The following is a 22,974-nucleotide window of genomic DNA, read 5'->3' as shown; positions in this document are numbered from 1 at the left end:
ACATAAAATGCAACTAAATAAAATTAGCAACCTGTTTGGGGGAAGAGTCGGTGTAACGGCTTGTCTACTTGCACTTGCCGTGGCACCGATAGCCAACGCGGCATATCCGGAACGGCCGATCACGATAATTGTTCCGTGGGCTGCTGGTGGTGGGACCGATGCAACCGCCCGCATCATTGCACATGGCCTCCAGCAGGAACTTGGTCAGCCCGTCAATGTGGTGAACAGAGCAGGCGGCAGCGGCGTTGTCGGTCATACCGCCATGATGCAGGCGCAGCCTGATGGCTATACCGTTGGGTACGCCACGGGCGAGGTCAACATGATGCACTGGCTGGGTCTTACGAAACTGACTTATAAAGACTTCACGCCAATCGCTCAAATGAACTTCGATCCGAGCTCGATACAGGTAAGCGCGGATGCACCATATAAAAATATCAATGACCTGATTAGCGAGATCAAGGAGAAACCAGCTGGAACCTTCAAAGCGTCCGGTACGGGTCTTGGCGGGAGCTGGCATATCTTGTTCTATGGGCTTTTGCTGGATCAGGGGATTGATCCCAAGAAGGTAAGCTGGATCCCCAGTGATGGTGCTGCGCCGGCGATGCGCGATTTGGTTGCAGGTGGCATACAGATTGCCCCTTGCTCCATTCCGGAAGCACGTGCCATGATCCAGGCGGGCAAAGCCAAGAGCTTGGGAGTAGTATCGGCTGAACGGAATCTGGCGTTTCCGGACGTTCCAACCTATAAGGAAGCAACGGGCAGCGACTATTCGCTCAATGAGTGGCGTGGTGTTGTGGGTCCGAAGGAGATGCCGGAAGAAGCGCGATCCACCTTGGAAGCGGCATTGGAGAAAGTTTATAACAGTAGTGAGTACAAAGACTTCATGAAGAAGCAGGGCTACGGCATGAAGTGGCGTGGCTCCGAGGATTTTGGGCAATTCATGGCCGATTCGGACGCCGAATTCGGGGAAATCATGAAAAAAGTTGGTCTGGCCAAAGACTAATCCATTAACCGAGACAGCCCATCCTCATAGGATGGGCTTCGGGTTTTTCATACCGTTCCCTGGTTGGTTACTTGCTTCAGGCACCCGCTAGAAGCGCTCAATGACTGCATTGTCGAGACAATTGCCCTTTCAAGACATGCTTTATGTGAGTCTGAGCTGTTTGATCATCTAACGAAAAGGGCCGCGCTTCGCAATCCGATTGCGAGAAGAGACGCGCAATCCTATCTACATGCAAAGGCACTTTAATGAAACTGACCGGAAGTATGCTCATCGGCGCGAATGATATCGTCGGTATGACAAAGGAAATCAAGGCCATCAACCCGGCTACAGGCGAGTTCCTAGAGCCCGCTTACCTAGGCGGCACTAAGGCCCAGGTCGAGCAAGCCTGCGAACTGGCGCGCACCGCTTTCCATAGCTATCGCGAAACCAGTCTTGAACAGCGTGCTTCATTTCTTGAACAGATCGCCGAACAGATCATGGCGCTGGGCGACGATCTCATCACACGCGCCAGCCTGGAATCAGGCCTGCCCAAGGGTCGCATCGAAGGCGAACGCGGTCGAACCGTGGGTCAGTTGAGGCTGTTTGCCTCGGTAGTACGGGCCGGCCGCTGGATCGATGCCCGCATTGACCATGCACAGCCGGATCGCAAGCCCATGCCGCGCAGCGACATCCGTCTGCGCTACATCCCCCTTGGCCCGGTCGCTGTGTTTGGCGCCAGCAATTTCCCTCTGGCTTTTTCCGTAGCCGGCGGCGACACGGCCTCGGCACTGGCCGCAGGTGCACCCGTCATTGTGAAGGGGCACTCGGCTCACCCCGGCACCTCTGAAATGGTTGGCCGCGCCGTGCGTGCGGCGGTGGTCGAATGTGGCCTGCACGAAGGCGTGTTCTCGCTGATTTTCGGTACAGGAAGAGATGTTGGCCAGGCACTGGTATCCCATCCCTCGATCAAGGCGGTCGGCTTCACCGGATCACGCGCAGGTGGCTTAGCGCTTATGAAAACCGCCGCCGCCCGTCCCGAACCGATTCCAGTCTATGCCGAAATGAGCAGCATCAACCCCGTGTTCCTTATGCCTGGCGCGCTCAAGGCCGATGCCGAAAAAATCGCCCAGGGATTTGTAGCGTCGCTGCTTATGGGCGCCGGCCAATTTTGCACCAACCCGGGGCTGGCCATCGGGGTCGACTCGCCCGAACTCGATGCCTTCATCAAGGCGGCCGAAGCCGCCGTGGTCGTCAGCCCGACGGCCACCATGCTAACCCCCGGCATCCATAAAGCGTACGAAACTGGCCTGAATCAGTTGGTGCTGAATCCGGACATCACCGTGTTGGCGCGCGGCAAAGATTCCGACGCCCCCAACCAGTGCCAATCGGCTCTCCTGTGCACCAGCGCCGAGGCGTTCCTGAAGGACTCTCATGGCCTGGGCGTGGAAGTGTTCGGATCCAGTTCGCTGATCATAAAATGTACCACCGCACAGCAAATGCTGGCCATTACCGAGGCCCTCGAAGGCCAGCTTACGGCTACGTTGCAAATGGCGCCCGACCAGGATGAAGACCTGGTCTTGTCATTGATTGCCGCGCTGGAACTGAAAGTCGGGCGCATTTTGGCCAACGGCTATCCAACCGGCGTCGAGGTTTGCGATGCCATGGTCCATGGCGGCCCTTTCCCGGCCACCTCGGACAGCCGCAGCACGTCGGTGGGCACCGCCGCCATCTACCGGTTTCTGCGTCCCGTGTCGTACCAGGACATCCCCGATGTGTTCCTGCCTGCGGCCCTGCAAAACGCCAATCCGTTTGCCATACCCAGGCTCGAAAACGCGTAAGTCAAGAACTGCCCCGTAGCGCAGATTCAAGAGCCGCTTCACCGACCAATACGCCGCAATCGCCGCGGTGGCTCGGTCGTTTGATACAAACCGCTTTTTTGGCTTTTTTTAATGACTCTTACTTTTGCCATGAAAAATTTTTCTGTAAGTGAACTTCTGCCAGTCGATGCGAACCGGGCCACGCTGGTCGGGCGCGTGTGGTGCGATGGGCCGATACCGGGGCCTTCGATTATCGCTGTGCGTGAAGGGGAGGTCGTTGACATCACCGCGCATGCGCCAACCATGGCCGACTTGCTGGATCGGTCCGATGCGATCGCGGTAGCTCGCTCTGCTGCGGGCGTATCGTTAGGTTCGGTTTCGTCATTGCTGACCAATCCAGATGGCACTGGGCTTTCGTTACTGGCACCTTGCGATGTCCAGGCCATCAAGGCTTGCGGTGTTACCTTTGCAGTCAGTATGCTCGAGCGCGTGATCGAGGAGCAGGCGCACGGCAATGCTGCGCATGCCGCCGAAATCCGTGCTGAAATCCAGAAACTGATTGGCGACGATTTATCCCGCATCAAGCCCGGGTCGGCAAAGGCCGAGGCGCTTAAGGAAGCGCTGCAGCGGCGCAATGCCTGGTCGCAGTACATGGAAGTGGGCATAGGGCCTTATGCCGAGGTCTTCAGCAAGGCGCAACCGATGTCGGCGGTGGGTTTCGGTGCCCAGGTCGGCCTGCTTCCCGATTCAAACTGGAATAATCCGGAGCCTGAAATCGTCCTGGCTGTGGATCGATACGGCCGCAGCGTAGGGGCTACGCTGGGCAATGATGTGAATCTACGCGACATCGAAGGCCTTAGCGCGCTGTTGCTGGGCAAAGCCAAAGATAACAATGGGTCATGCGCCATTGGGCCCTTCATCCGTTTGTTTGACGACGATTTTTCCATCGATACGGTTCGCGAAGCCAAAGTTTCGTTGCTGATCGAAGGTGAAGACGACGACTTCGTCCTGGAAGGCGTGAGCGATATGCGTGAAATAAGCCGTGATCCGCTTGACTTGGTGCAGCAAACATGTGGCGCGCACCATCAATATCCCGACGGTTTCATGTTGTTTTTGGGCACCATGTTTTCGCCGGTCAAGGATCGTGGCGTAGCCGGTAGCGGGTTTACCCATCACCTGGGCGATCGCGTCTCCATTAGAAGCCCGTCGCTGGGCACTCTCGTCAATACGGTGCAACTGTCCACGACAATCGACCCCTGGACGTTTGGCGTACGGGCGCTATATCGCAACCTAGCGGCGCGCGGTCTGCTGACTTGAATTTACGTGTTTTTAGGTTAAATGGGGACAGACCACGGCTTACGGTTTGTTCGATTCTAAATTGGTGCTTTCCTTGGAAACCGAAGTCTTTATCCGATTTCGGTCACTGATTTCCGTCAAGGCACCCCTTAACTAACATTGAAAAGTTGAATCCGACAAACTCCGAAAGATTGATCTCGCATTGAACAGAAATTGCAGCGCAGCGTCCAACCTTATGGGATTTTACCCAGGTGGTTCGCTTTTCATTATCGTTGTTACAGGAAAATAGTATGGATCTTGGTATTCAAGGAAGATGGGCATTAGTAGCTGGCGCTAGTAAAGGTTTGGGTTTTGGCTGTGCCAAAGCGTTAGCCCAAGCAGGTGTCAATTTGGTGGTTAACGCCAGAACTTCGGGTCCGCTAGAGGCGGCATGTCAGGTACTGACAGGCATCGCGCCCGATGACGCTCCAATTAGCGTAATCGGCGTTGCTGCTGATATCACCACCATCGAGGGGAGAGCTGCTGTTTTCTCCGCATCAGGTGGACCTGGGTACGATTTTGACATCATAGTAACGAATGCTGGTGGGCCTCCCGCTGGGGACTTTAGGGATTGGGATCGTGCTGCTTGGATCAATGCGCTCGATGCGAACATGCTTACACCTATCGAGCTCATAAAATCTACCGTTGATGGAATGGCGTCACGCGAGTTTGGGAGGATTATAAATATTACTTCGAGCGCGGTTAAGTCACCTATAGATATACTCGGGCTATCCAATGGTGCTCGTAGTGGGCTGACAGGGTTCACTGCCGGATTGGCTCGTTCGGCCATAGCGGCCAAGGGAGTGACGATCAATAACATTCTTCCCGGCAAATTTGATACTGATAGGTTAGCATCGGCCCGAGCATTTGCGTCTAAACGGACAGGAAAATCTGACGAGCAGTTACGTGCGGAGGATGAGCAAATGATTCCGACCCGGCGACTCGGCACGCCCGAAGAGTTCGGCGCACTTTGTGCATTTCTCTGTAGTATTCATGCGTCATACATCAATGGACAAAATCTGTTGATCGACGGAGGAATGCTTCCCGGAGCGTAGTTAGTAAACTTCACCGTAGTGGGAGATGCTCGCTGCAGATATAGTTAAAGTATTAAGGAATCAGCGCGAGAATACGATTTAACAACGAGGTCGATACAGGAATCCCTTCACGCGCACTGACATCGCGTATCGCATAACGCCGGTCGCCAGGCAAGCGGGCCTCTTGCTCGTTAAAACCACTAAAGAGGTTCTCAGCGCTCTGCATGGCTTCTGGCCCGGAAATCAGCTCGGGGGAAAATGCGATGAATAATTCACCATGGCAGGGAGCTGCGTCAGCTCCCTGATCAAACTGCATGCAATCGCGACTTGTTCGGCCACCGATCATAGGCCCTGCCAGCAATTCAATCATCGTTGAGATCGCTGAGCCTTTGTGGCTGCCAAAGGGCAACATGGCGCCAGCCAAGACCGCTGCCGGATCGGTTGTCGCTTGCCCGTCTTTATCCACCCCCCAACCGACCGGAATCTGTTGCCCGGCATTTTTACGCATAGCGATATCAGCACGGGCGGCTGCGGAGGTCGCAAAATCAAAGACATAAGGCCGTTTATTTGGGCGAGGCCAAGCAAACGCCATTGGATTTGTTCCTAACAGCGCTTTGGAACCACCGGTGGGTACAACGTAACTGTGCGTCGGATTCATCGACATGACCGCAACGCCAAGGCTTGCTGCCTTTTCGACCAACGGCCAGAGAGCGGTGGAGTGAAACCCGTTACGGATAGCCAAAATTCCAACCCCGAACTCCCGTGCCGATTCAGTTAGATTGGGTAATCCGCGTTCTACCGCTAAACAAGAGAAACCATTTTGCGCGTCAACCCGAGTAAATACGCTCGTTATGCGTTCCGCAACCGGTTCGGCTTGCTTGTTGAAATGAGGATGAGCCATCGTGTCCAGCGTGCCGGGCAGCCTTTGCAAACCGTGCGATAAGCTGCCGTCTCTTTGTGCCGCGGTCAACATATTCGCCATCGACTCAGCTTGCGGCTGGTTTAAATGATGTGCCAGAAAAAATTTGACAACCAACTCTCGTATGTTTTCTTCTGGCAGTCGGACCGTGGCTTCGGGTTGCATTTGGACGATTACGCCTTCTCAGATGATGACAGCCTTATGCCCATGGTGGTGGAGCGTCATCCGCGGCCAATGTAGGGCATCTTGGTGGCCATAACTGTCATGAACTGGACGTTGGCATCAAGCGGAAGGCTGGCCATATAAACCACGGCACGAGCTACATGCTCCGTTTGCATTATGGGCTCTGGCCGGACCGAACCGTCGGCTTGCAACACACCCGTGTCGGCGATGACTTCCGTCATTTCGCTGGCGGCGTTGCCGATGTCGATTTGACCGCAAGCAATATCATATTTGCGACCATCCAGCGATGTGGCTTTAGTCAGGCCGGTCATCGCGTGCTTGGTAACGGTGTATGACACCGACTCGGGGCGAGGGACATATGCCGAAAGTGAGCCATTGTTGATAATACGGCCACCACGCGGCTGCTGATCCTTCATCAGCCGGAAAGCTTCCTGAGTACATAGGAAGGCCCCCGTCTGGTTGGTGTCTACTGCGGCCTTCCATTTTTCGAAGTCCAGCTCTTCGAGCGACATTGCTTGTATGAAGATGCCAGCATTATTGAAAAGAAGATCGAGGCGGCCGAAGTGTTCTTTTATTTGCGCGAACAAATGCTTGACGGCAATAGGGTCGCTAATGTTGGTCGGGACAACCAGAGTGCGCACGCCCAAGGCCTTGCCTTCTTGCGCAGTAGCCTCAAGAGGCTCCTGGCGGCGTCCGGCCAATGCTACGGAGTATCCCTCATGCATTAACGCCAACGCAATGCACTTTCCTATTCCCGAACCAGCGCCGGTGACCAGCGCAAACTTTTCTGAACCCATTGTTTCTATCCTTTATTATGGCCATGTCGGGGCTGTATCTAGATTTCTGCACAGCAATTGGTAGATGGTGGTGTACCGCTCTTTTCCTCGCCCATAGCCCTCAGCTTCAGACACTTAGGTGATTATCATAATTGCATGTCGAATTTAAAAATTAATACATAAGATAACGACCACATGAGCTTTAAGACTATAACTGACACTCTACTATAAATCAGTACTTTCCCAACGTTTTCACGTCGAGGGCTTGTACGTTAATGATCTTTCTAATAAATACCGTAATGGAAACCCTCGAAGCCATGACCGTGCTCAAGCCCCATTGTGCCAAGCGCACAAGGGCGTTGCGCTGTGCAGCGTGCCTTACGATATTAAGTATCTTGCGTTGCTGGGTAGCCTCTGAGGCTTTACAAGATCAAAAGTGCGCTTGACCTCTATTGCCGAGTCCGAGAGATTACTTGTCACCAATGAATGTAATACAGCCTAGAGCATGCGTTGAGGGCACGATTCTCACCAACCGCTACGAAGCAGACGTTAGTCGGCAGAAATCGAGCGTCAGCAATGGGTCGAGGCTGCCATTGATAACAATCGCCATAGAGCGAATGACACTCCCGACGCAAAACTAACTGATATCCGACATACCTTTCAATGTCAAAACGCCATCCCGTCCTTGGCTTGAGAAGCGCCTTTTATTGACCAACGTCGTCCCAATTTTGAGTATTCGATTGGCGTGTGAATAATTAAATAACTTACGACATCGTAATATTTCGGGCAGCTTAGCCTCAGCCAGATAAGTATCAGACAAAATTAGAAAAGGCGGACTTTATTTCTGCACTTCACTTCGGTATCAGCCCCCCCATCACTCCACCGTCACACTCTTAGCCAAGTTCCGCGGCTTATCCACATCTGTCCCCCGCGCACATGCCGTGTGATACGCCAGCAGTTGCAATGGGATCGTATGAAGAATAGGTGACAGCTTGCCGTAGTTTTCAGGCATGCGGATCACGTGCATGCCATCGCTGCTAATGATTTTTGTGTCGGCATCAGCAAACACATACAGCTCACCGCCGCGTGCGTGTACCTCTTGCATATTCGACTTAAGCTTTTCTAGCAGTTCATCGCGTGGTGCAATAGTGACCACAGGCATGGCTTCTGTTACCAGCGCCAGCGGGCCGTGCTTTAACTCGCCGGCAGGGTAGGCTTCGGCGTGGATATAGCTGATTTCTTTAAGCTTGAGCGCACCTTCAAGGGCAATAGGAAAATGCATGCCGCGACCCAAAAAGAGAGCGTTCTCTTTGCTGGCAAAACGGTCGGCCCAGGCCATAATCTGTGGCTCGAGCGCCAGCACGGCGCTAATGGCAACAGGTAGGTGACGCAAGGCTTTGAGCATTTCAGCTTCGTTTTGCTCGTCGAGTCGGCCTTTGGTTTGTGCCAACGCCATGGCCAGCAGATACAGCGCCGTCAGTTGAGTAGTAAAGGCCTTGGTCGAGGCCACGCCTATTTCTATGCCCGCACGTGTAATGTAATGCAGCTTGCATTCGCGCACCATGGCGCTGGTGGCAACGTTGCAGATGGTTAGCGTGTGGTCCATGCCCAGCTTGCGGGCATGCTTGAGGGCTGATAGCGTGTCGGCGGTTTCGCCTGATTGTGAAATAGTCACGACCAGTGTGCGCGGGTTGGGTACGCTGTCACGGTAGCGATACTCGCTGGCAATTTCTACATTGACGGGTATTTGCGCAATGGATTCTATCCAGTAGCGTGCGGTGAGGCCGGCGTAATAGCTGGTACCGCAGGCGAGGATCAGTACATTGTCGATGTCCTGAAAAACCTTGTAGGCTTTGTCGCCAAACAGTTCGGGCGAAATGTTCTCGATGTTTTGCAGCGTATCGCTAACGGCACGGGGCTGTTCGAAAATTTCTTTCTGCATGTAGTGCCGATAAGGGCCAAGCTCAGCCGCGCCGGTGTACGCTTGTACGGTATGCACCTCGCGGTTAACTTCACGCCCTTGGGCATCGATTACCCAGACACGGGCCAGTTGCAGGTCGACTACATCGCCATCTTCAAGATAGATGATCTGGTCGGTGGTGCCAGCCAGTGCCAGCGCGTCAGAGGCAAGAAAGTTTTCGTTTTCGCCCAGGCCCACGACCAGGGGTGAACCTTGGCGAGCACCAACCACACGGTGGGGTTCATCGCGACAGAATACGGCGACGGCATAGGCGCCGAGCAGGCGCTTTGTGGCCTGTTGCACAGCCTCAAGCAGGTCGCCAGCATACAGGTGGTCGACCAGATGGGCAATAACTTCAGTGTCAGTTTGGCTTTCGAAAAAATAGCCTGCGGCCTGTAGCTCTGTGCGCAGTTCTTCATAGTTTTCGATGATGCCATTGTGCACCAGCGCAATGCGCGCCTTGCTTTTGCCATGCCCCGAAAAGTGCGGGTGCGCATTATGGGTGGCGGGGGCACCGTGGGTGGCCCAGCGGGTATGTGCAATGCCGGTAAAGCCTTCGATGCCAGCCTGGTCGACTTGCTGCTGCAAGTCAGCTACGCGTTTAGTACTACGGGCGCGAAGCAATTCGCCGCCGGCGTGAACAGCAATGCCGCAGGAGTCATAGCCGCGGTACTCAAGGCGTTTGAGGCCTTCGAGCAAAATAGGGGTGATGTTACGTTGCGCCACAGCGCCGACAATGCCACACATAATGTAGAAGCCCTAGTGAAGTTTCAATACAGGCTTTATTGTGCGCAATATACTAAGAAATTAGATTTCTAAATTAACCTTATTATGGTAATTTATTCCATCGCTATATAGTCATGAAATATTATTTCATTTAAAAATGAAGTTGTTAATATAAATGTCACAACCTTTATCTGTTTTACCTGCTCTTGACGACCTTGATCTGCGCATACTCGAACAAATGCAGGCCGACAGCAGCCTCACCAACCAAGAGCTTGCCAGCAGGGTGCATGCTTCGGCGCCAACTTGCCTGCGGCGTGTACGCCGGCTGGTGCAAGAGGGTGTCATCGAAAAACAGGTTGCCGTGCTCAACCCCGTCAAAGTTGGCAACAGCCTGACGGCCATTATTGAAATTACGCTTGATGTGCAGACCGCCGAGCAGCTGGATGCCTTTGAAGCCAGCATTGCCAGCGTGGCCGAAGTCACTCAGTGCTATCGGGTTTCGCCTGGGCCTGACTTTATCGTGATTATGCAGGTGCGCGACATGCCTGCTTATCATGCTGTGGCGCACAGGGTGTTTACGTCACAGGCCAATGTCCGCAATGTGCGAACGTTTTTTTCGGTACACAGGGCAAAGTTCGATACGCGCACGGTGATCAGCCCTTCAGGGGCATAATTATGCGTGCGCGGGTAGCCTTTCTGGCGTGCCGCACTCGTCTTTCAACGGCTTGGTGCTTAGTTCGCTGTACTTATTTTCTATCCAGCACTTCCTGGTACAGCGCCAGGTAGCGTGACGCCATGGCGACTGGGTCGTGCTCACGCACAACATACGCGCTTGCCCGTTCGGTGATGGCGGCACGCAAACTGCGGTCATCCAGCAGCCTGTTCATGGCCACTGCCAGTGCGGCATCGTCACCTACGGGGCAGAGCAGGCCACGGCCATCGGCCAGCAGTTCGGGCAGCCCACCGGCGTCCGAAGCCACGACCGGCACTGCATACAAGAAGGCATCCAGCACGCTGGAGCCCAGCGCCTCTTCGCGTGAGCTCAGCACGAACACATCCATCAGTCGATACAGGTTTTCGACATCAGACTGAAAGCCCGCAAATACATAATGGTCGCCCAGGCCAAGTTCTTTATGCAGCGCGAGGGACTCTTCTTTGGCGTCGCCGTCAGCACCCAGATGCAGGAAAACAAAGTCGTCACGTTCCTGTTTGAGGCGCGCGACGGCTCGCAAAAGCGTGAAGGGGTCTTTTTCGCGTGTAAGGGCGGCGGCTGTAGCCAGGACGCGTTGGCCTTGCAGCGTAAATTCGCGGGCAAAGCGCTGTGCGTGGGCTTCATCAAAAGGCCTGGCTTTGATGGCGCTACGGATGAGGGCGGTTGGGATTTCCAGACGACGTGGCTCGGCGGCAGCGGCTTCGCTGATGGCAACCAGGGCGTCGACACGTCGCCATTTCCAGCGTGTTCGGCTTTCACGGCGAGCGGACACAGGGAAGGCGGTGCGACGGGTAAAAACCAGGCCACCGCCCAACCATGGCTTGAGTGCCGCGAGCCAGGTGACCATGTTTGCAGTCTGGGCATGCTTAATATCAAACGAACGGCCGTGGCGCAGCAAGTAGTTGCTAACGCCCGCCACACCTGAAAATTCATGAACCGTAAAGCCGTCTTCGCGGGCACGCATGGCGAGGGCTTCGTCTTTGCGTGCCAGTAACGCCACTTCATGCCCCTGAGCGCGCATGCGGTCCATGCAGAGCAGTGTCTGGCGCTCGCCTCCGCGCCAGCCGCGTTCAAAGTTTAATTGCAGTATTTTCATGGCAACCTGCTGTTGAGAGTGGTTGTGCATAGTGCTGATGGCTTGGCGCTGTAGGCGCTCAAAGCTCGACGTCTGGAATCGGGCTGAAATACCTGACTACATTAATCAGCATGGCAGCGAGGGCGCAGGCTATGGATACACAAACGCCTATCACCACGCTATTGCTGGAGCTTAGGCTAAATGCCACGCCCACCATGGCCGTACCCGCACTTTGCCCGAATACGCGTGTTGTTGCTTGCAGGCCGCCTGCCGCACCGCTGCGGTGCTTGGGGGCGCCCAGCAGCATGGCACGGTTATTGGGTGTCTGGAAGAAACCAAAGCCAATGCCGCCGATCAGCATGGCGAGCATGGGCCAGAAAAACACTGCATCGCCCGGTAACAATAACAAGAGGAGTATGCCAAGTGCCATGCTGGCTGCGCCTATGCCGCAAAGCACGGCGACTTTAAAGTGCCCTGACAGATAGCCCGCTACCGGAGCCATGACTGCAACCCCTACTGACCATGCGGCCAGCAGCAAGCCTACGTCTGCGTAAGAATAGTGCAGGCTTTGCCTGAAATAAAAGGGCAACGCGATAAACGCTGCCATTTGTGCTGCAAAAGAAAAGCCTGATGCACCTACCGCATAGGCGATGGGCGTGATTCTTAGCAGATCAATGGGCACGATGGGCGCATGCTGATTGCGTGAGCGTCGCAGCAGGGCCCAGCCTGAAATGGCGGCCAGCACAATACAGATCGCGGCGCGTAGCGGGTCTTTGACGATAGCGTCGAGCGCGATAATTGTCAGGCCGAAAAATGGAACACTCAGCGCACAGCCTATCCAGTCAAAACGCGTCTTGTTGCGAGGAATCTCCGGCAGATAACGTATGCCGAAGAACGTCACGATGCAGATGGGTATGTTGAGCAGGAAAATCCAGTGCCACGAGGCCACTTCAAGAATGAAGGCACCTATGGTGGGGCCTAGCACCGACATCAGGCCAACCATCATGGCATTAAGACTAATGCCCATGGCCAGTCGGCGTAGCGGGTAGATATTACGCACCAGCCCGCCAAATAGGCACATAAGCATGGATGCGCTCACCCCCTGGCACAGGCGCGAGACTACTAGCCAGGTCAGTGAGTTGGCCGCAGCCGAGGCCAGAGACGAAACCATGAACAACGCCAAGCCCAGCGTAAACATGCGCTGAAAGCCTATGCGCTCAGCCACTGAAGAAAGTGGCAGTAGCGAAATGACGACCACGAGGCTGTAGGCAATGACCACCCACACCACGGCTGCCCGGTCAATATCCAGCGCCTTGGCCACCGCCGGCAGCGCAACATTAACCATGGTTGCATCGAGCACGGTAACCGTGAGCGCGAGCATCAGGGTAATAACAGCCCATCGACGTCTGGGCTGATCAAGGCCATCTGGCAGCGCGTGCAAACTCTCTGTGACGCGTTCCGGCGTTATGGCACTCACGTTAGGTCTTTTTGACGGGACGTTTCCAACCTTCCAGAGTGCTCTGAAATGGACGTGAGAGAGTTAGCTTGCCGGCTGGCGCGTCTTTGGTCAGCGTGGTGCCTGCGCCTATGGTGGCGTTTTTGCCGACGCGTACAGGTGCGACCAGTTGAGTATCGGAGCCTATGAACGCGCCGTCTTCAATAACCGTGCGGTACTTGTTTACGCCGTCATAGTTGCAGGTAATGGTGCCCGCCCCGATATTGACCTGCGACCCGATATCGGCGTCGCCAATGTACGCCAGGTGGTTAGCCTTGGAACCCTTGCCCAACGTGCTTTTTTTTATTTCGACAAAGTTGCCGACATGCGCCTCGGCACCAATTTGTGCGCCTGGGCGCAGGCGGGCAAAGGGCCCGATGCGTGCTGAGTCAGCAACCTGTGCTTCCTGGATATGGCTGAACGCTTCGACATGAGTGCCTTGGCCCAGGGTGGCGTCGCGCACCACGCAGTGTGGCCCGATCCGCACGCCATCGGCGAGCTCGACCCGCCCTTCAAATACGCAGCCTACGTCAATGAATACGTCACGACCGCAAATGAGTTCGCCGCGCAGATCAAAGCGCGCCGGATCAGCAAGGGTGACACCCTGCTCAAGTAGCCGTCTTGCCTGTTCGGCCTGCCATTGGCGCTCAAGCTGTGCCTGTTGCACACGGCTGTTGACGCCCAGTGTTTCCCAGCCTGAAGTCGGGTGCGAAGCGTGGACGGGTATGCTGTCTTGGACTGCCAGGCCAACGATATCGGTCAGGTAAAACTCGCCCTGGGCGTTGTTGTTGTCAATGCGGCTTAACCAGTCTTTAAGGTGTGCCGTGGGCGCAGCCAGTATGCCGGTATTGACCTCGTTAATGGTGTGTTCCTGGGCTGTGGCGTCTTTGTGTTCGACGATGCGCTGCACTTCGCCCTGCTCGTTGCGTACGATACGCCCGTAACCCGTCGGATCATCGAGTTTCTCAGTGAGCACAGCCATGCCACCCGCCCGAGCGTCCAGCAAACGCTGCAGGGTGTCGGCCTGTACCAATGGAACATCACCATAAAGCACGAGGGTGACGTCGTCGTTGCCGTCCTCCTGCAACAGTGGGACGGCCTGCTGAACGGCATGCCCGGTGCCGTGTTGAGGGCGTTGCAAGGCGAACTCCAACTCCTCGTGCCCGGAGAAGCCTTGCTGCACCCGCTCGGCGCCATGGCCCACCACAACAATAATGCGGCCAGGGTTAAGCTGTTTTGCGTTGTCGAGAACGTGGCCCAGCATAGGTTTTCCGGCCAGAGGGTGCAATACCTTGGGAAGATCTGATTGCATGCGCTTGCCGAGCCCGGCAGCGAGTATGACGATATTCAGCATGTGGTCGCGTAGTGAATAGTGGGAGAGTAATGGACGAAATTCAGTGCGTATACCGCAAGGTTACATAATACACATGCCGCAGGCATGAGCAAGCCGCTGGCGCGGCCCGCGCTGTTACAGTATTTGACTGTTGTCGACGGGCGCACGCCTTGAGCAAGGCTTGGTTGCTTCGCTTACCTTTATCAGGTTTTGCTTGAACGTCCGCGAGCTGTTCCGGTTTTCTTGGCTGTGCTGCGCTGTGGCGCGCCTGACGCAACGCTACTGGTTTTTGCGCTTGTTTTGGAAGTGCTTGTGGCCGCAGCCTTGGTCGCTTTTTTGGCGACGGGCTTGGGTGCCGTTTTACCGGTGGACTTTGTGCCGCCTTTCGTAGCAGTTTTGCGTGTGCTCGTTGAGCGCTTTGTGGCTGGAGACTTGGTTGCTTTGCTCGGCGCGGCCATAGCTTGGGCCTGCGCCTGAGCTTCTTGGCTTGCCGCCTGCGCGCCCTCGAGTGTGGCGGCCGTTGCCGCTGCCAGGGTGTCAAACTGCGTTTGCAGCATATCCCACCAGCCCTGTGCAGCAGAAGCTGCCTGGGCTGCGTAAGGGCTGTCGGTGCCCGGCTGGGAAGCGTCAGCGCTGTTCGTTGCAGCTTCGGCCGCTGCTGGCTGTGATGCGACTGGGGGCGTGGCCGCAGGTGGCTCTTGGTTTGACGACGGGTTTTGACCGGGGCGGCGTATGCCCAGTGCGACTTCAAGTGGCGACGGGCCGTTGGTAGACATGGTTGGGGTGTGCGCCGCACCCGTTGCGGTACTCATAAAGGATTGCAGCGTGGACAGTGTGGCGCTCTGCACCTCCAGGCCCTGAATGGTGCTGGTCAGCATGGTTAGGTTCATGCGCAGCCAGTTTTCGACGGCGCGCAAATCCTTAATGCGTCGGTCCAGCTCTTCGGGGGAGGTGGGCATTGCCATGGGCGATCCGCCGATGCCGCCTGCGCCGGCAAGGCCTTGCCACGCCTGTCGCATCATTTCCATGCTTGCAAGAATAGGATTTTGAGCCATATCACCAGTTTGCCCGAGCCCTGGCAAGATGAAAGGATTGTTGTTGTCGGATGCCATGACGAGTCCTTGGAGTAATAACTGAAGGGGTGGCGATTGGCGCATTCGATCGTGCCGGCAAGTGGCAGAGCCTTACTGCGCCAAGGTACGTATAGCTTAAACGGAAGCGGCTTTTTCGTCTAATTGAAGGCGGCATGTTTGACTGCGCCGTGGTTTGCTCACGGTACTTACTTACTTACTTACTTACTGGTGGCGCGAGCCCCGGCTGAGGTTGCGCCTTCGGGTCGTGGAGTGCTGGCCATAAAAATGGCTATTGCGGCGCACTGGGTTAGATGCGGGGTGGCGCGTGCTGCTTTTTGCGCAGCAGGCTGTCAAGTATGACCAGTTCTGCTTCGCGGGTGAATTCACCCGCTTCAATCATGGACCACACATCTTTTACCGGTGTCAGCCGTATCTCACTGACTTCGCCATCTATATTGTGAGGCTGTACCGACTCTGGCAGTACGCATTCGCTGTTGAGTACATCTTCGACCTGATAGCCCTCGGGCAGACGGCGGTGCATACGTAAAATAATGTGTAGAGGCTCGCGGTCAGCCAGGTCAGCTTCGCACAGGCCAGCTTCCTCGTTGCTTTCTCGCAACAGTGATAGGTTCAGGTCTTCGTTCGTACAAGCGAGGCCGCCAACCAGGGTGTCCCACATGTTTGGATCAGTGCTTTTGCTGCTTGCCCTGCGTGCAATCCACATGCGCCCGTCAGGTGCCCAGGCAGTCAGGTGCACCGCTTTGGTAAGTAAGCCCAGTGGCCGTACGGCGGCACGTTCAATGGCACCCAGGCAGCGGCCTTCACCATATACGTCTAGCAGTTCGTTACGCCATCCGCGCAGGCAACCTGTATCTTTAAGGGACTCGGCAAGGTGCGCCAGTACAGCGTTAAGCGGCATCCGCCGCCGCGGTGCTGCGGTGATGTGTACGGCTTCAGGTTCGATGGTTATGCCAGGCAGACCATCGAGATATCGGATGGCTTTTGGGGACACCCACCCTGCTACGCGCCCAGAGACCGTGAGAGGGCGTGAACCGCTCGGAGGCAGTTGCTGTATGCGTCTGGTAAGCTGACGATAGCGCAATGAAAGCGCTTCGTCAGGCACGTGGGAAAGTGCGTTGTTCATTGAGCAATTGTAGGGTATGGACCATGGAGATTATGCTTATTTTACGCATGGCCGTTGCCCTAACCTGTAGCAAACGCCCCACTGGCACTTGAGTTCGTTATAATTCCGCCACTATAAGTAAAAATAGAGCAGGTAGGGTCAGCTTCCTACATTGTAAGCCTGCCATCCAATAATTCTGTGCTCTCCTGCGTTTTTTTCGATCTGTCGATTGATCAAAATCAACGTTTGGCGCAAAGCACGTCGCAATTCGAGGTCAGCATGAAGAAGTGGAGATGGTTACTGGGTATGGGGACGTTGCTCGCATGGGGCGCAGCCATAGCTCAGGTAAAAGACATGCCGGGTGGGCCACGGGTCAATCAGCTAAACCTCCATGAGGGGGTTACGCCGATAGCGCACGACATTATGTGGATCCACTGGATGATGCTCATCATCTGTGCGATCATTTTCGTTGGCGTGTTCGGGGTAATGTTTTACTCCATCATCTACCATCGCAAATCACGTGGGCACGTTGCGGCCAAGTTTCATGAACACCTGGGTATCGAGGTCGCCTGGACAATCATCCCGTTTCTTATTGTCATTGGTATGGCGTTGCCGGCCACGCGCACGGTTGTTGCCATGAAAGACACCTCCAGTGCCGATCTTACGGTAAAGGTAACGGGTTACCAATGGAAGTGGGGGTACGAATACATTGATGGTCCTGCACAGGGCGTCAAGTTTTTGTCTAATCTCGCCACACCACGCGCCCAGATCGAAAACAAAGAGCCCAAAGGTGAGTTTTACCTCATGGAAGTCGACAAGCCATTGGTCGTGCCGGTCGATAAAAAAGTGCGGATCGTGCTCACCTCTACCGACGTCATCCACTCATGGATGGTGCCCGAATTTGGCGTGAAGCAAGATGCGATGCCAGGCTTTTTGCGCGACACATGGTTTCGTGCAGACAAAGTCGGCAGCTACCGCGGTCAGTGCGCCGAGCTCTGTGGTAAAGATCACGCCTTCATGCCCATTGTGGTCGACGTGGTCTCACAGGCCGACTATGATAAATGGGCAGCAGACCAGAAGAAACTGCTGGCTTCAGCGGCTGACGACCCCACCAAAGACATGACCAAAGACCAGATGATGGCTCGTGGTGAAAAAGTTTACGCAGCCAACTGTGTGGCCTGTCATCAGGCCAATGGCAAGGGGCTTCCAGGTACCTTCCCGGCGCTTGATGGTGGCCCTATCGTAATGGGCCCTCAGAAAGACCAGATTCTCACTGAGCTCAACGGTCATCCGGGTACGGCGATGGCGGCATTTCGTGATGTGCTGAACGATGTCGAACTTGCCTCCGTCATCACCTATACACGCCATGCGTGGGGTAATGAGGGCAAGGGTAAAGATCCGGTGGTTCAACCCTCGGCTGTTACAGCCCTGCGTTGAATCAGGCAAGCGTAAAACAAATTCGAATTTATTTGCCCAGCTGCCTGATCAGGCGGCTGGGTGAGACAGGAAGGAGCACATCATGAGCAGTGTCACTGCCGATCACGTACCAGCGAGCCACTCGCACGACGATCACGACCACAAGCCGCACGGCTGGCGTCGGTGGCTGTTTGCCACCAACCACAAAGATATCGGTACCATGTACCTGATCTTTTCTTTCTGCATGCTGCTTGAGGGCGGGGTACTTGCGTTATTGCTGCGTACAGAGCTTTTTGCACCCGGGTTGCAGTTTTTCCAGCCTGAACTGTTTAACCAGTTCACCACCATGCATGGTTTGATCATGATCTTCGGCGCCATCATGCCGGCGTTCGTGGGCTTTGCAAACTGGATGATCCCGTTGCAAATTGGCGCCTCAGACATGGCGTTTGCACGTATGAACAACTTCAGCTTCTGGCTGTTGCCCATCGGCGCCATTCTGTTTACGGTGTCGTTTTTTGTTCCTGGCGGCGCCAACGCTTCTGGTTGGACCATGTACGCACCCCTGTCCATACAGATGGGGCCGGGCATGGACTTCAACATCTTTGCCGTCCACATTCTTGGCGCGTCTTCGATCATGGGCGCCATCAACATCATTGTCACGGTGCTAAATATGCGCGCACCGGGCATGACCTTGATGAAAATGCCTCTGTTCTGCTGGACCTGGCTGATCACGGCTTACCTGCTTCTGGCTATCATGCCTGTGTTGGCTGCTGCGGTCACCATGCTGCTTACTGATCGCCATTTTGGCACCGGCTTTTTCAATGCGGCAGCAGGTGGTGATCCTGTGCTGTATCAGCACGTGTTCTGGTTCTTCGGTCACCCGGAAGTGTACGTAATGATTTTGCCGGCTTTTGGCATTGTCTCGTCGGTGATACCTGCGTTTTCACGCAAGCTGCTGTTTGGTTACGCATCCATGGTTTATGCCACGGCGGCCATTGCTATTCTGTCTTTCCTGGTTTGGGCGCACCACATGTTCGCCACAGGCATGCCGGTTACGGGACAGCTGTACTTCATGTACGCCACCATGCTTATTTCCATACCTACCGGGGTCAAGGTGTTTAACTGGGTAGCCACCATGTGGCGCGGGTCGCTCAGTTTCGAAACCCCCATGCTGTTTGCCATCGGGTTTATCTTTGTATTTACCATTGGTGGGTTCACCGGCCTGATCCTGGCCATTGCGCCTATCGACATCGCTGTGCACGATACCTATTACGTGATTGGTCACTTCCATTACGTCATGGTGGCAGGCTCGCTGTTTGGCATGTATTCCGGGGCCTATTACTGGCTGCCTAAATGGACCGGCCGCATGTACGACGAAAGACTGGGCAAATGGCACTTCTGGTCCAGCATGATTTCGTTCAACATCACTTTCTTTCCCATGCACTTCCTGGGGTTGGCGGGTATGCCACGACGTTATGCCGATTATGCTGCGCAGTTCACCAACTTCAACGAAATTGCTACCATCGGGGCCTTCTTCTTCGGGTTCTCGCAGCTGATCTTTCTGTGGCTCGCGCTTAAAGCCTGGAATGGCAAGGGCGAACCTGCGCCCGCCAAGCCATGGGAAGGCGCAACCGGCCTCGAATGGACTGTGCCTTCACCCGCACCATTCCATACTTTTGTTATACCTCCGATCGTCAAATAAGGTTACGTAATGACACCCGATCAACGCCGCAAGAACCGCAATACCGCAATCGTACTGGTGATCTTTGTGGTCGCGGTGATTGGCTGGACGTTCTGGCGTGGCGCGAACCTGGGGGGTTAGGGCCGAATGTCCAAAGACATCAAAAAACTCGCCGAACGCAGGCTTAATTTTTTTCAGACCATGAAAGCGGTGGCCTGGGGGTTTTTTGGTGTCAGAAAGAACAGGGGGTACGACGAAGACATTGCCCGGATTAACCCGGTGCACCTGATCATCGCCGGTATTCTTTCGGCCATTGTTTTTGTTGTGGGGCTGGTCATGATCGCCCGTTGGTTAACTGGCAGTTTGGCCTGATAGCGTTTTTCTATTCTAATAAATTTGCAGGAGAAGACCATGGGTGCAAGTCACTCGGCTCAGGTTAAAGAGGCACCGTACTACTATGTGCCTGCTGATTCAGTCCATCCGGTACGCGCAAGCTTTTCGTTGCTGCTCACCTTGCTGGGCGCCGCACTCTGGATCAATAGTTACGAACCAGGCTTCTGGCTGTTCATTGTGGGCATCCTCAGTCTGTTTGTTGTGCTGTATGGCTGGTTTGGCGACGCCATTCGTGAATCCGAAAATGGCATAAACAGCCAACGGGTTGATCATTCTTATCGCTGGAGCATGGCTTGGTTTATATTTTCTGAGGTCATGTTCTTTGCAGCGTTTTTTGGCTCGCTTTGGTATGCGCGTGAAATCACAACGCCCATGCTCAGCAACTTTGACCATCAGACGCTGTTGTGGCCCAATTTCTCTGGTGCCTGGCCCAACCTGGGGCCCGCTGGCGTGGTGCCTGAGTTCAAAACGGTAGGCCCATTCTGGCTGCCCACGATTAATACCGCGCTGCTGCTCACCTCGGGGCTGACGCTAACTATCTCGCACCACGCGCTGCGTGGAAACAATCGTGGCAAGGCCATTTTCTGGCTGGCGCTTACGGTGATTCTTGGTTTTAGCTTTGTGGCCTGTCAGGCCTATGAGTATCACCATGCATACGATGCGCTAAATCTGCGTTTTGATTCAGGTGTTTACGGTTCGCTGTTTTATATGCTTACCGGTTTCCATGGTTTTCACGTTATTCTGGGCGCAACCTTTCTGACGGTGATACTGTTTCGCCTGATCAGGGGACACTTCACCGCAGAGCACCACTTTGGGTTTGAGGGTGCTGCATGGTACTGGCACTTTGTTGACGTGGTCTGGCTGGGCTTGTACCTGTTCGTATACTGGTTCTAACCTGGGCAGGGTAGCGCTCACAACCAGAAAAGGCTGGCGTTGCCAGCCTTTTTTTGGCCCGCCGTGCGGCGATGCCGCACGGATCCTGCAGCACAGTATGTGCGGGAGCCATATGGTTACGGGCTTTTTGGCGCAGCGCTAGCGCGCGACGAAGCCGGTACTTTGGATCCACCCCATATGGTGGGCAAACAGTACGAACAGAAACAGCGCAATAGACAGGCCTATGCGTACGGTTAATGCGTTGACGGTGCGGTTGGTGCCGCCCTTGTCGGTCATGAGGTAGTACAGGGCAGAAAACAGGCTCCCGATAATACCCAAGAACGCTAAGATTACTATGATACGCATTTGGCCTCCGGGAAAAACCGAATTATCGCAGACATGGCACGTCCTTCTTTTTCTTATCGCACGCTGGCCGCATTAATTTTGCTGGCTGTGCTGGCCGTTGTGTGTACCTCGCTGGGCAATTGGCAGCTGGACAGGGCTGCCGAGCGCGACTCCATCCGCGCATCCATTGAACAGGGGCGGAGCCGCACACCTCTGCAACTCGCTGCAGACACGCCTGTACAGGCGCTTACGCCCTGGCGTGCTGCCACAGCGCAGGGTACTTGGCGTCCAGACCTTACAGTACTGCTGGAGAACCGTAATTATCAAGGTAAACCGGGTTATTGGGTTGCTACGCCTTTGCTCTTGCAGCAACCTGCCGACACCGCTGTGTTGGTGTTGAGAGGTTGGTTGCCCAGAGAGGCGCTGGCGGTGGCAGGTGGCTCGCAACAGGGCCAGGGCGCATCAGGCCTGCCTCCAGGGGCATCGGCGTCGGGCACCGTGCAGGGCGCACTCAAGAGGCTTGCGTTGCCTCAGGGGGAGCGCATGGTTCAGGGTGAGCTATTGCAGCATGTGCCGCGCCTGTTTGATCTGGGTGAGTGGGGCGCGGGCAAGCACGCAACCCACCTGCCGTCTACCTTACCGCTCGAAGAGGGCAGTTTGCCGGCAGTGCAAAACCTGGAAATCAATGACTACGCGGCAGCAACTGGTTTAACCTTTATACCCATTGTGCTCGCGCAGACCGCAGCAGGCCGTGCCGCTGGCGCTGCTGCACAACCAAACGCGGCCAGGCCCTCAGAAGATGACCCGGCTTCTCAATCCCACTACAGTCAGGCGCAACACGCTGACGCCCCCGCAGACGCAGTGGCCGCCCAGGCAACTGACCCAGCATCCAACCAGGCGGTCAACGCAAGCCTGGTCTACGATTGGCCGACGCCATCGCTCGATTCTGACCAGAATCGGGGCTATGCACTGCAATGGTTCGGCTTTGCCGCCATTGCAGCCATTGCCTGGCTGGTAGTCGCCGGGCGCGCATTGCGTCGTAAGAAAAACTCATGAATCACAAGGATACATCTGTGCCAAGCACACCTTCCGTTTCTGGCGCTGAACGCCAGCGCCCACGTTCAAATTGGCCTCTATACTTGATTGTTGCAATGTGCCTGGCACCCGTGGTGTTTGCAGTGCTTGCTTATTATGTGCCGGCACTGGGCCTGCGGCCCGAGGGGCATACCAATTATGGTGCACTGATACAGCCGCAACGGCCCATGCCCGATAGCAAAGCCTTACCATTGCATACGCTGGACGGCAAACCGTTTGATCTTCAGAGCCTGCGGGGCCAATGGTTGCTTGTCAGTGCCGATGACGCTGCCTGCCCCGAATCCTGCGTCAAGAAGCTGTTCATCTTGCGTAACTCGCACGCCAGCCAGGGCAAAGAAGTGGAAAGACTGTCACGCGTCTGGTTTGTCACGGACAAAGCACCTGTATCCGAAGAGATATTGGAGTTTTATCGAGGCACTAATATGTTGAGGGCTGATCCTGCTGTATTGGCCGCCTTTCTGGCACCGAAGGCCACGCCACAGGAAAGAGAAGCTGCGCTCAAGCAGCCCATGTGGATTATTGACCCGCTGGGCAACCTGATGATGCAGTTTCCTGCCGATGCTGACCCTATCGAGGTCAGGGACGATATCCGCAAGCTATTGAAAAACTCGCGTATAGGTTAGCCTGG

General features: G+C 55.2%; 20 protein-coding genes. 11 read left to right on the top strand and 9 right to left on the bottom strand.

Features of this window, described 5'->3' with window-relative positions:
• The first annotated feature begins 7 nt into the window (after window positions 1-7).
• The 4 genes from FQ179_RS14065 to FQ179_RS14050 all read left to right on the top strand — a co-directional run bounded on the left by FQ179_RS14065 (window position 8) and on the right by FQ179_RS14050 (window position 5,189).
• Window positions 8-1,003 carry a tripartite tricarboxylate transporter substrate binding protein gene (locus tag FQ179_RS14065; RefSeq protein WP_149397944.1) on the top strand — a complete coding sequence of 332 codons (996 nt, stop codon included), beginning with the start codon at window positions 8-10 and terminating at the stop codon, window positions 1,001-1,003.
• Window positions 1,004-1,248: 245 nt separating this feature from the next.
• Complete coding sequence (locus tag FQ179_RS14060) at window positions 1,249-2,820, top strand: aldehyde dehydrogenase (NADP(+)) (RefSeq protein ID WP_149397943.1); 1,572 nt, start codon at window positions 1,249-1,251, stop codon at window positions 2,818-2,820.
• Window positions 2,821-2,949: 129 nt separating this feature from the next.
• Window positions 2,950-4,116 carry a fumarylacetoacetate hydrolase family protein gene (locus tag FQ179_RS14055; protein WP_149398344.1) on the top strand — a complete coding sequence of 389 codons (1,167 nt, stop codon included), beginning with the start codon at window positions 2,950-2,952 and terminating at the stop codon, window positions 4,114-4,116.
• 269 nt (window positions 4,117-4,385) lie between these two features.
• On the top strand, window positions 4,386-5,189 hold the full coding sequence (locus tag FQ179_RS14050; RefSeq protein WP_149397942.1) for an SDR family oxidoreductase: 804 nt from the start codon (window positions 4,386-4,388) through the stop codon (window positions 5,187-5,189).
• A gap of 52 nt (window positions 5,190-5,241) precedes the next feature.
• Here FQ179_RS14050 and FQ179_RS14045 read toward each other — a convergent pair whose 3' ends face one another.
• From FQ179_RS14045 to glmS, 3 genes are all read right to left on the bottom strand, one after another.
• Window positions 5,242-6,252, bottom strand: a complete 1,011-nt coding sequence (locus FQ179_RS14045; RefSeq protein ID WP_149397941.1) for an Ldh family oxidoreductase — start codon at window positions 6,250-6,252, stop codon at window positions 5,242-5,244.
• Window positions 6,253-6,308: 56 nt separating this feature from the next.
• Complete coding sequence (locus tag FQ179_RS14040) at window positions 6,309-7,067, bottom strand: SDR family oxidoreductase (RefSeq protein ID WP_149397940.1); 759 nt, start codon at window positions 7,065-7,067, stop codon at window positions 6,309-6,311.
• A gap of 853 nt (window positions 7,068-7,920) precedes the next feature.
• Window positions 7,921-9,753, bottom strand: coding sequence for a glutamine--fructose-6-phosphate transaminase (isomerizing) (gene glmS / locus FQ179_RS14035; RefSeq protein ID WP_149397939.1), 1,833 nt, complete (start codon window positions 9,751-9,753; stop codon window positions 7,921-7,923).
• 154 nt (window positions 9,754-9,907) lie between these two features.
• On the opposite strand from glmS, the gene FQ179_RS14030 reads away from it, so the two are divergent.
• Complete coding sequence (locus FQ179_RS14030; protein ID WP_149397938.1) at window positions 9,908-10,405, top strand: Lrp/AsnC family transcriptional regulator; 498 nt, start codon at window positions 9,908-9,910, stop codon at window positions 10,403-10,405.
• A gap of 73 nt (window positions 10,406-10,478) precedes the next feature.
• On the opposite strand, the gene FQ179_RS14025 is transcribed toward FQ179_RS14030, so the two are convergent.
• From FQ179_RS14025 to FQ179_RS14005, 5 genes are all read right to left on the bottom strand, one after another.
• Window positions 10,479-11,540: a glycosyltransferase family 4 protein gene (locus FQ179_RS14025; RefSeq protein WP_149397937.1), complete on the bottom strand. Its 1,062-nt coding sequence runs from the start codon at window positions 11,538-11,540 to the stop codon at window positions 10,479-10,481.
• Between the two features lie 58 nt (window positions 11,541-11,598).
• Complete coding sequence (locus tag FQ179_RS14020; RefSeq protein WP_255474994.1) at window positions 11,599-12,996, bottom strand: MFS transporter; 1,398 nt, start codon at window positions 12,994-12,996, stop codon at window positions 11,599-11,601.
• A 1-nt stretch (window position 12,997) separates the two neighbouring features.
• On the bottom strand, window positions 12,998-14,368 hold the full coding sequence (glmU, locus tag FQ179_RS14015) for a bifunctional UDP-N-acetylglucosamine diphosphorylase/glucosamine-1-phosphate N-acetyltransferase GlmU (protein WP_149397936.1): 1,371 nt from the start codon (window positions 14,366-14,368) through the stop codon (window positions 12,998-13,000).
• A 182-nt stretch (window positions 14,369-14,550) separates the two neighbouring features.
• The gene (locus FQ179_RS14010) at window positions 14,551-15,459 is read right to left on the bottom strand and encodes a PhaM family polyhydroxyalkanoate granule multifunctional regulatory protein (protein ID WP_188074617.1); all 909 of its coding nucleotides are present in this window, start codon (window positions 15,457-15,459) and stop codon (window positions 14,551-14,553) included.
• A 268-nt stretch (window positions 15,460-15,727) separates the two neighbouring features.
• Window positions 15,728-16,564 (bottom strand): NUDIX hydrolase family protein, encoded by an 837-nt coding sequence (locus tag FQ179_RS14005; RefSeq protein WP_149397935.1) that lies wholly within the window; start codon window positions 16,562-16,564, stop codon window positions 15,728-15,730.
• Between the two features lie 258 nt (window positions 16,565-16,822).
• Here FQ179_RS14005 and coxB point away from each other — a divergent pair, with 258 nt between their 5' ends.
• From coxB to FQ179_RS13985, 4 genes are all read left to right on the top strand, one after another.
• On the top strand, window positions 16,823-17,980 hold the full coding sequence (gene coxB / locus FQ179_RS14000) for a cytochrome c oxidase subunit II (RefSeq protein ID WP_149397934.1): 1,158 nt from the start codon (window positions 16,823-16,825) through the stop codon (window positions 17,978-17,980).
• A gap of 82 nt (window positions 17,981-18,062) precedes the next feature.
• A complete protein-coding gene (gene ctaD / locus FQ179_RS13995; protein ID WP_149397933.1) occupies window positions 18,063-19,661 on the top strand; it encodes a cytochrome c oxidase subunit I in 1,599 nt (532 codons plus the stop codon).
• Window positions 19,662-19,787: 126 nt separating this feature from the next.
• Window positions 19,788-20,012, top strand: a complete 225-nt coding sequence (locus FQ179_RS13990) for a DUF2970 domain-containing protein (protein ID WP_149397932.1) — start codon at window positions 19,788-19,790, stop codon at window positions 20,010-20,012.
• Between the two features lie 39 nt (window positions 20,013-20,051).
• Complete coding sequence (locus tag FQ179_RS13985; protein ID WP_149397931.1) at window positions 20,052-20,927, top strand: cytochrome c oxidase subunit 3; 876 nt, start codon at window positions 20,052-20,054, stop codon at window positions 20,925-20,927.
• 138 nt (window positions 20,928-21,065) lie between these two features.
• On the opposite strand, the gene FQ179_RS13980 is transcribed toward FQ179_RS13985, so the two are convergent.
• The gene (locus tag FQ179_RS13980) at window positions 21,066-21,272 is read right to left on the bottom strand and encodes a twin transmembrane helix small protein (protein WP_149397930.1); all 207 of its coding nucleotides are present in this window, start codon (window positions 21,270-21,272) and stop codon (window positions 21,066-21,068) included.
• A 33-nt stretch (window positions 21,273-21,305) separates the two neighbouring features.
• On the opposite strand from FQ179_RS13980, the gene FQ179_RS13975 reads away from it, so the two are divergent.
• Both FQ179_RS13975 and FQ179_RS13970 read left to right on the top strand, forming a co-directional pair.
• On the top strand, window positions 21,306-22,307 hold the full coding sequence (locus tag FQ179_RS13975) for an SURF1 family protein (protein WP_149397929.1): 1,002 nt from the start codon (window positions 21,306-21,308) through the stop codon (window positions 22,305-22,307).
• Window positions 22,308-22,402: 95 nt separating this feature from the next.
• Window positions 22,403-22,969 carry a hypothetical protein gene (locus tag FQ179_RS13970; RefSeq protein WP_255475025.1) on the top strand — a complete coding sequence of 189 codons (567 nt, stop codon included), beginning with the start codon at window positions 22,403-22,405 and terminating at the stop codon, window positions 22,967-22,969.
• Window positions 22,970-22,974 lie beyond the last annotated feature (5 nt).

The sequence above is a fragment of the Pusillimonas sp. ANT_WB101 genome (assembly GCF_008369125.1).
In the GTDB taxonomy this organism is placed as follows: domain Bacteria; phylum Pseudomonadota; class Gammaproteobacteria; order Burkholderiales; family Burkholderiaceae_B; genus Allopusillimonas.
The sequence above is the reverse complement of the archived record's forward strand: the minus strand, read 5'-3'. Positions and strand labels throughout refer to the sequence as shown.